The sequence below is a fragment of the Candidatus Regiella insecticola LSR1 genome (genome assembly GCF_000143625.1).
In the GTDB taxonomy this organism is placed as follows: Bacteria; Pseudomonadota; Gammaproteobacteria; order Enterobacterales; family Enterobacteriaceae; genus Regiella; species Regiella insecticola.
Genome location: NZ_GL379680.1, coordinates 3,047 through 13,651 on the forward strand (window position 1 = coordinate 3,047; position 10,605 = coordinate 13,651).

The following is a 10,605-nucleotide window of genomic DNA, read 5'->3' on the forward strand; positions in this document are numbered from 1 at the left end:
TGTAAACTGTTGGGGCAGATACCCTTGGATAGTGCTTTACGTGAAGATTTAGATCAAGGCGACCCTACGGTAATCTCTCAGCCAATGAGTCACCTCAGCCAAATCTATCGTCAGTTAGCGGCTGATATCGCTGCAGAAATGTACTGGCAAGGCGAGGTGATCCCAACTGATATAGCGTGCCGTACTTTGTAAAGCCTATCCCCTTCGCTTTTGAAGTTACGGCGGCGTTGGCAGCGATCCTCATTCTCTGTCATGTACTAACTGAAGGACTATGGGTATAAAATCAACGTAATAATATTTTAATTTAAATAGGAATTTTTTAATGAGGCTTTGTGATCGTGATATAGAAGCTTGGCTGGATAAGGGGACATTGAGTATTACGCCCCGCCCGCCACAATCACGTATTAATGGTGCGACAGTTGATGTGTGTTTAGGTAATAAGTTTCGTGTTTTTCGCGCTCATACTGCCGCCTTTATCGATTTGAGTGGCCCTAAAGATGAAGTGAGCGCGGTGCTTGAGCGTGTCATGAGTGATGAAATTGTTTTATCAGAAGGTGAACCTTTCTTTTTGCATCCAGGTGAATTAGCACTGGCGGTGACTTTAGAATCTGTGTGCCTCCCCGATAACTTAGTCGGCTGGTTAGATGGCCGTTCATCGTTAGCCCGCTTGGGATTAATGGTGCATGTCACAGCGCATCGTATTGATCCGGGCTGGAACGGAAAAATCGTATTAGAATTCTACAATTCAGGTAAATTACCGCTGGTGCTCCGCCCGGGTATGCTTATTGGTGCACTGAGCTTTGAGCCACTTTCAGGCTCTGCCGCCCGTCCTTACCATAGTCGCCAAAATGCTAAATATCGCGATCAACAAGGGGCTGTGGCGAGTCGTATCAATGAGGATTCATTTTGATAGCTTATCATTAGAGCCTATTTTGTGTGGGATTTTTAGACAATGCAATGAGGATGTAATGAGAAAACTACTGACGATACTAATTATTTTGTTGACTATGTCAGTATCCTGTATGGCTACATTAGTGCTTTTGGTTAATCCCAATGATTTTCGAGCCGAAATGGTGAAACAAGTCAAAAAAAAAATGGGCTATCAACTCCATTTTGACGGAAATCTGCGTTGGCATGTGGGAGCGCAATTGAGCATTATTGCAGGTAGGATCACATTAACCTCCTTAGGTGCAGAAATACCGGTGGTGAGTGCAGAGAATATACGACTGGATGTTAAATTATGGCCGTTGCTATTTCAGCGGCTAGAAATTAAAGAAGTCATGCTAAAAGCCGCGGTGATCAATTTAATTCCGGAGAGTAAAAGCAAAGAGACTACTGCTGCCAGCAATCATTTTGCTAATGCCGATTTTGGCTGGGAGCTTGATATCAGTCGAATAAAATTGGTTGATAGTTTATTAATTTGGCAACAAGTTAATAATGAACAAATCAATATCCGTAATCTGAACCTCGATTTGACAAAAAATAATCATCACGTCAAGGTGTTACTTTCTAGCCAAGTGAATCGTAATCAACGCGATCTGATTTTTTCTCTCGCCGCAGACCTTGATTTACAGCATTATCCACAGACAGTTAATGCTAATGTCAATCAATTGAGCTATCGGCTGGAAGGCGCTGATATTCCAGTAGCAGGAATTAGCGGAAAAGGGAGCATGCAAGCCAGTTACCAATCGGCTTCTCGAACTGTCATGTTGAAAGAAATCGATATTACCGCTAATGATAATACCTTTGAGGGGAATGCACAGGCCGAATTAGGCGATATTCCTCATTATTTAATTAATTTAACCGCGCAAAACATCAATCTTGATACCCTTCTAGAGAGCCAGTCATCTAAAAATCATCGGCAAGAAAAAGCCAAGCAGCCGGTAACGGCGCCCGTTATTGCGTTTCAAAAACAGTCTCATTTAAGACCATTGCGTGATTTTAATGCTCGTGTAACCTTAATGGCCAACAGGGTACTTTACCGGGGCATAACGATTAATAAATTCGAATTGGTAGCGGAAAATAAACAGGGTAAGTTGGTTGTCAATCGATTATTGGGTGATGCACTCAAGGGTAACTTTTCTCTGCCTTATACGATAGATGTTACTGGTAATAACATGAAGGTAGCTATCGAATCGAACCTAAATCAGATGGAGTTGGGGCCTTTATTCCAGGCTATAGGGCTGCCAAAATTGTTAACAGGTAAAGGTTCGATTCGGGGAAAATGGTCAGCAGAGGGGATTGGTGTTGACGCCCTCAATCAAAATTGGCAGGGTTATAGCCAATTTGTCATGGAAGATGCTCAGCTCCACGGCATCAATATACCGCAACTGATTCAACAAACTGTTGCAAATCGCATCAATGAAGTGCCGATGTCAGAGCATTATGTTGCTACGACCTCGATACGACAATTGCGAGCCGATTTCGCGTTACATCAAGGGATCTTGCACATCAATAATCTCAGTGGGGATTCAGCCTTGCTTTCTCTTAAAGGGAATGGAGAGGTTAATTTACCGATGCAACAATGTGATATGAATTTAAACGTGCGACTGATACAAGCTTGGCCGGGCAAGGCAGATTTAATTAAAACATTACAGAACACAGATATACCGCTGCATATTTATGGTTCGTGGCAAAAATTACAATATCAATTAGATATTGAATCATTGTTGCAAGAGGGTCTAAAGCAAAAAGCCAAAAAGCCTTTGATGATTGGATAAAAAAGAGTACTGAGTGAAGTATAACCAATGAATTTCGAGTTATGGCAAGGCGGCAATCAATCGAATCCCAGAAGTATATATCCTTCGTCTTTGAAGTTGCCGTAACTTGAAAGGCGAAGGGTATAGTAGATTTCTGAGTACTACAATCATAGTTATTGAAGGCCTGCGGGATTGATGGCATTTAACCTAGGGTAGCCTGAGTGTTATTAAATTCTTTTGCCAAAATTTTAAGGCTTCTGCATTTGTATAATTAGTTAATCCAAATATAGTTAGATGATCGTCAACATTGGGATGGCCGTCACTATTGACTAGCTCTGGAGGATGCTGATCAGCGTAATAATCAAAAGCTTTCATGTTTAGTGAAAGCCATTTTTGTGCCAAACTAGGATCATTGACCATTTTATCTTTTACATTATCTTCCAATGACTCCGTATTTAATCTTTTTTGATTACTTGAAGAAACATCTGTAAATCTATAAGTACCTTCATTATCAATATAATACTTCACTTGCTCTAAAGCTTTCTTTAAAGCTTCATTTGTATCATGACTCTCACCAACAATTTCTTTGTCTAAAAATTGGCTACCATTAGTTAATTTATATTCCTTTATATTATCAAGATCATTTTTGGCATTTCCATAGACCGTATGCGTAATATCTCCGATAAAAAAAGAAAAAGTATATTCCCCCTCTGCTTTTTTTTCAAAAGACATTTTAAATTCATTATGATACACAGGTTCTATCTGTCGCTTTATGTCATAAAAAATATCAATTTTTTCTAATACTGATTTAACACTAAGGTTCTCATTATTATGCGTTAAGTCGTAAATTTTTCCCTTAATTTCCTTTTTGTTGGTTCCACAGAGCCAATTTTTAATTTGTTCCCATATGCTAGTACGTGTAGCCTCTTGCTTTGAATGGCTATTAGCAACCTTTTTGATATCATCACCGCTAATTGTTACCTCGAAGGGGGAAGTACGTTTATTTATAAGGGGCAGGCGCATTGAGCGTATTGGTTCTGTCATAATATTACTTCCTTTTTTCTATTTTAGGACTTACGAAAACCACATAGTAGTCGTAGTTTTTTTGAGTTTTTTAAGAAAATACTCGTCATTAGCTCTGTATCTGCTTTTTTTAGCGATATAGCCGCAGCTCATGTATTTGGTACTTCGTATGGGAGCTGAAATTCTGACGAAAAACTCATTGCTATTTAATTTTGGTTGTTTTCATTTTATCTCCCTTTATATAGAGATAAATATCAAAAACCGCTGACTTTTTACCTGACACAAAAATAGGGGAGGGGCGCATTAAGGAAAAAAGATTAAGAAAAGTGTTATGGTTATTTGTTAAACAATTAGAAGATAAAATGGTTTTGTAGGGGATAATCCTTTCCTTTTGCGATAAAAAATGGGTGAAAACACGAAGTGGTTTTTTCTACAAAAGGTTTTCATCTTTTTCGGTTGGCTTCAGTGGAGTGATTTTGACTTTATGAATGCGGTGACTACTGACCTCTAATGATTCGAATAAGTAATCGCCGATTTGTAATTTTTCACCTGCTTGCGGAATACGTTGAGTATATTCCATCAGTAAACCAGCCAAAGTGTGATATTCCCTTTTTTCGTCAATCGGCAAGGGAATATATGACACCAGATCTTCGAGTGGCATGTAGCCATTGGCAATCCAATATCCTTCCTCTGTTTGCTGAATATCATGGCGTGCGTCGGGAACTTCTCCGGCAACGGGTAGATTACCCGCGATGGTTTCCATGACATCGGTTAACGTTACTATCCCCTCGATGGTGCCAAATTCATCAACCACAAAGGCAAAATGGGTTTGCGCTTGGCGAAATTGTTCCAACGCCATTAATAGGGAAGCTTGTTCCGGAAAAATCAAGGGTTGCTGAATCAACGCGCGTATATCTAATGGTTTTTTTTCAAGCTGTTGTTTCAACAAATCCATAACATGAATGACACCTAAAGGCTCATCAGTTGAACTGTTTTCAGTTACCATAAGGCGAGTATGCATGTTTTTTGTTAATAATTGCGTCAATTTTTCGGGTGGATCGTTGAGATCAAAATATTCCACATCATGACGAGAGGTCATAATACTACTGACTGTACGCTGTGCTAGCCCCAGTACTCGTTCAATCATCCGCCTCTCTTGTTGATTAAAGACTTCCTGTCCTTCACGGGTATTGTCGGCAATTAGATTAGCGGTATGATTATCCAGTTCAGCTTCTTCATGTTTACCACTCAACATTCGCAGTACTGCAGCGGCGGTACGCTCCCGTAAAGGTCTTACGGTAGAGAGAAACCGCCGACGATTAAATCGGGCGAATTGATTAAGTGATTCGATAATGACCGAAAAGCCTATCGCAGCATACAGATACCCTTTCGGAATAACATAACCAAAAGCTTCTGCTATCAAACTAAAACCAATAGTTAATAAAAAACTTAAACACAGGATAACAATGGTTGGATGTGAATTGACAAAAGAAGTTAAAGGCTTGCTGGCTAATAGCATGACAGCGATAGAAATAATAACCGCCGCCATCATTACGGTCAGATGATCGACCATCCCGATAGCAGTAATCACTGAATCTAGCGAAAAGATAGCATCAAGCACCACTATTTGCGCGACCACTGGCCAAAATTGTGCGTTTTTACGTTGATGATGATGTTGGTGGTCTTTACCCTCTAATCTGGCATTGAGCTCCATTGTGGCTTTAAAAAGCAAGAATAGCCCTCCTAGCAACATAAGAAGATCACGAGCGCTAAATTGATGGGTATAGAGGGTTATTAAGGGCGCTGTCAGGGTCGCTAACCAGGATATGCTAGATAATAATAATAATCTCATCAATAATGCGCAGAGTAGCCCGACGACTCTTGCCTTATCTCTTTGAGAAACAGGAAGTTTTCTGCCAAATAGCAATGAATATTAAATTATCGATACCCAATACAATTTCGAGCACCACCAGAGTTGCTAGCCCTGCCCAAATAGTCGGATCGGCGATCCATTCCATAGGTCAAATTTTACCTTTTTAGCTGTGGATTATAGCGCGTATAGGATCATGAGGGCTGAAGTAATAAAATTCAACTGGTAAGCGCTTCTTGGTCAACCTCTTGTGGTAAATTTTATTTGACCCGATTCATCCGTTCTTCTACTCTGTGGGGCTTGACAACCCGAATATAACGGATCTTTTATAAAGGGGTTGTCAAAATTACCCTCAAAATAAATTTTGAAATAAAAAGGGTTTGAACAGGTTTTTGATCCAGTATTAGCGAGCATAAAATAGCTTCTAATAAAAATTCTATTATATGTTAAATAAAAAAAAGTAGAGGGCAGAGTGAAGAATCGCACTTTGGGCAGTATTTTTATCGTGGCGGGAACCACTATTGGTGCGGGAATGCTGGCAATGCCGCTGGCAGCAGCGGGTGTCGGTTTTGGCGTGACATTAGCATTATTGATCATGCTGTGGTTATTGATGTGCTACACCGCTTTGCTGCTGGTGGAAGTGTACCAACATGCTCCGGTCGATAAAGGATTAGGCTCTTTAGCTAAGCATTATCTTGGTACTTATTGGCAGTGGTTCACCGGTTTTAGTATGTTATTTTTGATGTACTCGATTACCGCTGCTTATATTAGTGGGGCGGGTGAATTATTGGCGAAGAGTCTCAGTCAATGGACACAGCAACCCTTTTCTGCCGCTTATGCTAGCTTACTGTTTACTGTGGTGGCTGGTGGAGTGGTGTGTATTAGTACACATTCGGTTGATTTTTTTAATCGTATTTTATTTGGCATAAAAATTATTTTTTTAATTATTATGCTCGTATTAATTATGCCTTATGTTGAAAAAAATAATCTAATGACGATGCCCTTGGAGCAGGGATTAGTGGTTTCAGTAATCCCCATTATTTTTGCTTCATTTGGTTTCCATAGTAGCGTACCCAGTATTGTGAGTTATATGGGAGGAAATGTTCGTGCATTACGTTGGGTTTTTATTATTGGTAGTGCTATTCCATTAGTCATTTATATTTTTTGGCAACTTGCCATCTTAGGGGCGCTTCCTTCGCAGACTTTTATCGGTATTTTGGCGCAACAGGCTGGATTAAACGGTTTGCTTGAAGCGCTCTACAGGCTAATTGATTCCCCCGGTGTTCAATTATCGGTAAATTTGTTTGCTAATCTTGCGTTAGCCACGTCATTCCTTGGGGTGTCTCTTGGGCTGTTTGATTACTTGGCTGATTTGTTTAAGCGTGGCAATAGCTTAAGTGGTCGCTTACAAACGGGGCTAATGACTTTTCTTCCGCCATTAATGTTTGCCCTTTTTTACCCACGTGGCTTTATTATGGCGCTTGGTTTTGCTGCTGCGGCACTGGCAGTACTGGCATTATTACTGCCGTCATCGTTGGCTTGGAAAGTGCGTAAGATGCACCAAAATGATCAGCAAGTATGGGGAGGCTCTCCCGCATTGATGTTAGTGTTTATTTGTGGTTTGGCGGTGATTGCTATTCAGATAGGTATTGTGATGGGTATTTTACCTGCAGTTGGTTGATACCTCTTTCGAAACCTACTGCGTTATGCGAATCCTGCGTTTCCCGCGTTTCCCGCGTTTCCCGGTGCGCGCAATCCTCACGTACTTATGGCAACGAGGTTGCTGTGCGCCCCTGTACCTTGACTTCGCATAACGAACTACGGTTTCGAAAGAGGTCTATACCGTTCTATTTCAAATGAATGAGAAAACATCATGATAGCCCCACATCCCTTCGGCTACGACATCACGGCTGTTGATTTGGCCAATAGATTTAGTGTACATCGTCAATGGGAAGAGCGTTATCGTCAACTTATTTTATTGGCTCAGCAGTTACCGCCGTTATCAAGCGTACTAAAGCAACCCCAGATAGAATTATCAGGATGTGAAAATAGAGTCTGGTTGGGTTATCAGCGTTTAGATAACGGTAACCTGCATTTTTATGGTGACAGTGACGGACGTATTGTGCGTGGATTATTAACGGTATTATTGACAGCAATTGAAAATAAAACACCACAATATTTACGGCAGCAAGATCCATTAATTCTATTTAATCAATTAGGACTATACCAACAACTAAGTACCTCCCGCGTTAATGGTTTACAGAGGTTGAGCCAACGAGTTTTGACTATCGTTAGCTCTGGTATATTAAATTAGTATTTATAGCCAAAGCAGTTTAACTTGATTCGGCTATATTGAAAATCTCCTTGTGCTCGCTGATACTTCGTCAAAAATGAGCGTCGCTCAAGAAGATTTGGCACAGGCTTTAAGAAAAACCTATTAATCATGGCTATAAGCTAATAAAAAGATAAATGACACTTTCCCCACGTTGGATACCTAATGCTAATGCGGGGGGAGCGGCATCAAGAATTTTGCGTAACTTCTCTAAATTTGGTCTTTTTTCTGTATTCACTTCTGTAATAATATCGTTTTCTTTTAGACCGAAGCGGGCAGCGATAGAATTAGCTTCCACTTTCCCCACTTTTATTCCTTTATTTCCCTCTGCGTTACTTAATTCAGCCCCTTCAAGCCCTTTATAAATAATATTGTCATGCGCATTTTGAGCCCGCGAACTCTCCGCTAATTTCACGTCTATTGAAATGGATTTTCCATCACGTAGTAGACCCAAATTGACTTGTGTACCAATAGGTAAGCTACTGACTTCTGCTCGAAAAGCAGCGAAACTATTGATCGGTTTACCATTTAATTTGATGATCACATCCCCCGCTTTGATACCTGCTTTAGCGGCTGAAGAGTTTGCTATTACCTGGCTAATCAACGCGCCTTTCTGTGTCTCCAGATTCATCGCTTTGGCGAGCCCGGCATTGAGTTCAGTGCCCATGATCCCTATTTCACCACGTTTTACTTTTCCAGACTCTGCTATTTGAGTCGTTATATTTTTTATCATGTTGCTGGGAATGGCGAAACCGATACCAATATTACCGCCGTCTGGAGCCAAGATAGCCGTATTCATACCAATTAATTCACCGTTCAAGTTAACTAAGGCACCGCCTGAGTTACCACGGTTAATGGCGGCGTCGGTTTGGATAAAATTTTCATAATTTTCTATATTTACTCCACTACGGCCTAACGCAGAAACAATGCCAGATGTCGCTGTTTCGCCTATACCAAAGGGGTTACCGATAGCAACAGTATAATCTCCTACCCGCAGTTGACTTGAATCTGCCATTTTTATTGCTGTTAAATTGTTAAAATCTTTCAATTTGAGGAGTGCAATATCAGTTCGAGGATCTTGACCCACTGTTTCTGCGTTATAACGGCGGCCATCACTTAATTGAACCTGAATTTTATTCGCATTTTCGACGACATGGTTATTAGTAACGATATATCCTTTAGCGGCATTGATTACGACACCTGCTCCCGATGCTTTAAATTCTTCTTTTTTTGATGGTCTTGGGTTCATGCGGTCATTTTGACATAAAGGTGTATCCTGAAATGGCGAATCTTCCTGACAGAAAGGGGAATTACCGCCAAAGAATTGCTGGAATGGCTGTGACATAGTGCCGTTTTTAACCATAGTACTGCCTTCAACATTGATACTCACCACAGAAGGCATGACTTTTTCTAGCATCGGTGCCAAGCTGGGTAGTGGTTGGCTACTAGGAAGGGAAGGGGCTGTTTCTAGAGCAGTGGCTGTGGTTGGCGCTATGGCTAAACTTATACTTAATGCCAAGACATTCAGCACTAAAATTGTTTTATTCATAAAATTAATTTCTCTTTTTGACAATAAAATTAGCTGATAAAAACGTTGGCTTAGTTGCTTCGTTGTATTCAGTATGATTAACGCGCCGACGCGAAGTTCATTAGATTTTCATGACCTACTGCATGGTACGAATTCTAGGTTACGCGGTGCTCACAATGCTCATGTACTTTGTGTTAACAAAGGTTGCGGCGTGTAGGGCGCTTTGATTTCGCACCGTGCAGTAGGTCATGTAACCGGTCAATAGTAAAAAAAAATACCAGTCTTTAGCAAATATTTAATCTTAGTAACAAGAGAATAGCTATGATAAAAGTAGGCATTATCGGTGCGATGGAGCAGGAAGTAATTCATTTACGTGCTCAAATTAAAGAATGCAAAATTCAGCCGTTGCGCGGATCATTAAAGGGAATTGAAATTTATACCGGTGAATTACAAGGTGTTAATGTTGCTTTATTGAAATCAGGTATCGGTAAAGTTTCCGCTGCAATGGGAACGACATTATTACTTGATTCTTGTCAGCCGGATTATGTGATTAATACGGGCTCTGCCGGTGGATTAAGTAAGGATTTAAATATAGGGGATATCGTTATCTCTCAAGAAGTGCTCTACCATGATGTGGATGTGACGGCATTTGGTTATGCTAAGGGACAAATGGCGGGTTGTCCGGCAAGATTTAAAGCCAATGAAAAATTGATAAAGATGGCAGAAAAATGTTTACAGCAGTTAAAGTTATCTGTAGCAGAAACCTGTCCTGAGCCGTTAAATCCATCGTCGGTAACCGGCTTGATTTGCAGTGGTGATGCTTTTATCAATGGAGGTAAACCATTAAATGATATCCTCACTACTTTTCCAGACGCGATTGCGGTGGATATGGAAGCGGCGGCCATCGGTCACATTTGTCACCAATACGGGATCCCTTTTGTGGTAGTACGTGCCATTTCGGATGTCGCCTGCCAAGAGTCTCATTTAAGCTTTGAAGAATTTCTAGACACAGCAGCAATACAATCTAGCGCATTGGTTGAAGCTATGTTAATCCACCTTAGCCAAGATTTATGTTAACCAATAAATTATCGTTGCATCTATTTTGGCAAAATATCAGCAAGCCACAGAGATTTTAAATTGGTTTTTTACGGTG

At 40.6% G+C, this 10,605-nt stretch carries 7 protein-coding genes and 2 pseudogenes; 6 read left to right on the plus strand and 3 right to left on the minus strand.

The window, feature by feature from the left end; genetic code table 11:
* From REG_RS14885 to asmA, 3 genes and pseudogenes are all read left to right on the plus strand, one after another.
* Positions 1-192: pseudogene (locus tag REG_RS14885) on the plus strand (iron-sulfur cluster carrier protein ApbC); the annotation flags it as partial.
* Positions 193-322: 130 nt separating this feature from the next.
* Entirely contained in the window at positions 323-910 is a 588-nt protein-coding gene (gene dcd, locus REG_RS09375; protein ID WP_006705416.1) for a dCTP deaminase, read from the plus strand.
* A gap of 58 nt (positions 911-968) precedes the next feature.
* A complete protein-coding gene (asmA, locus tag REG_RS09380; protein ID WP_260200260.1) occupies positions 969-2,720 on the plus strand; it encodes an outer membrane assembly protein AsmA in 1,752 nt (583 codons plus the stop codon).
* Between the two features lie 186 nt (positions 2,721-2,906).
* Here the strand turns inward: asmA and REG_RS09385 are convergent, their stop codons facing one another.
* The gene (locus REG_RS09385) at positions 2,907-3,743 is read right to left on the minus strand and encodes a hypothetical protein (protein WP_006705418.1); all 837 of its coding nucleotides are present in this window, start codon (positions 3,741-3,743) and stop codon (positions 2,907-2,909) included.
* 409 nt (positions 3,744-4,152) lie between these two features.
* Positions 4,153-5,740, minus strand: a pseudogene (locus REG_RS09390) (TerC family protein).
* Between the two features lie 324 nt (positions 5,741-6,064).
* On the opposite strand from REG_RS09390, the gene tyrP reads away from it, so the two are divergent.
* Together tyrP and csdE are read left to right on the plus strand one after the other, a co-directional pair.
* Positions 6,065-7,273, plus strand: coding sequence for a tyrosine transporter TyrP (tyrP, locus tag REG_RS09395; protein WP_006705420.1), 1,209 nt, complete (start codon positions 6,065-6,067; stop codon positions 7,271-7,273).
* A 192-nt stretch (positions 7,274-7,465) separates the two neighbouring features.
* Positions 7,466-7,906 carry a cysteine desulfurase sulfur acceptor subunit CsdE gene (gene csdE, locus REG_RS09400; RefSeq protein ID WP_087943432.1) on the plus strand — a complete coding sequence of 147 codons (441 nt, stop codon included), beginning with the start codon at positions 7,466-7,468 and terminating at the stop codon, positions 7,904-7,906.
* A 133-nt stretch (positions 7,907-8,039) separates the two neighbouring features.
* On the opposite strand, the gene degP is transcribed toward csdE, so the two are convergent.
* Positions 8,040-9,473 carry a serine endoprotease DegP gene (gene degP, locus REG_RS09405; RefSeq protein ID WP_006705422.1) on the minus strand — a complete coding sequence of 478 codons (1,434 nt, stop codon included), beginning with the start codon at positions 9,471-9,473 and terminating at the stop codon, positions 8,040-8,042.
* Between the two features lie 303 nt (positions 9,474-9,776).
* On the opposite strand from degP, the gene mtnN reads away from it, so the two are divergent.
* Complete coding sequence (gene mtnN, locus REG_RS09410) at positions 9,777-10,529, plus strand: 5'-methylthioadenosine/S-adenosylhomocysteine nucleosidase (protein WP_039908615.1); 753 nt, start codon at positions 9,777-9,779, stop codon at positions 10,527-10,529.
* Positions 10,530-10,605: the final 76 nt, after the last annotated feature.

Bases quoted from the DNA above. Each gene is read 5' to 3' on its own strand.
- dcd (WP_006705416.1), top strand. From the start codon at position 323: ATGAGGCTTTGTGATCGTGATATAGAAGCTTGGCTGGATAAGGGGACA.
- asmA (WP_260200260.1), top strand. From the start codon at position 969: ATGAGAAAACTACTGACGATACTAATTATTTTGTTGACTATGTCAGTA.
- REG_RS09385 (WP_006705418.1), bottom strand. From the start codon at position 3,743: ATGACAGAACCAATACGCTCAATGCGCCTGCCCCTTATAAATAAACGT.
- csdE (WP_087943432.1), top strand. From the start codon at position 7,466: ATGATAGCCCCACATCCCTTCGGCTACGACATCACGGCTGTTGATTTG.
- degP (WP_006705422.1), bottom strand. From the start codon at position 9,473: ATGAATAAAACAATTTTAGTGCTGAATGTCTTGGCATTAAGTATAAGT.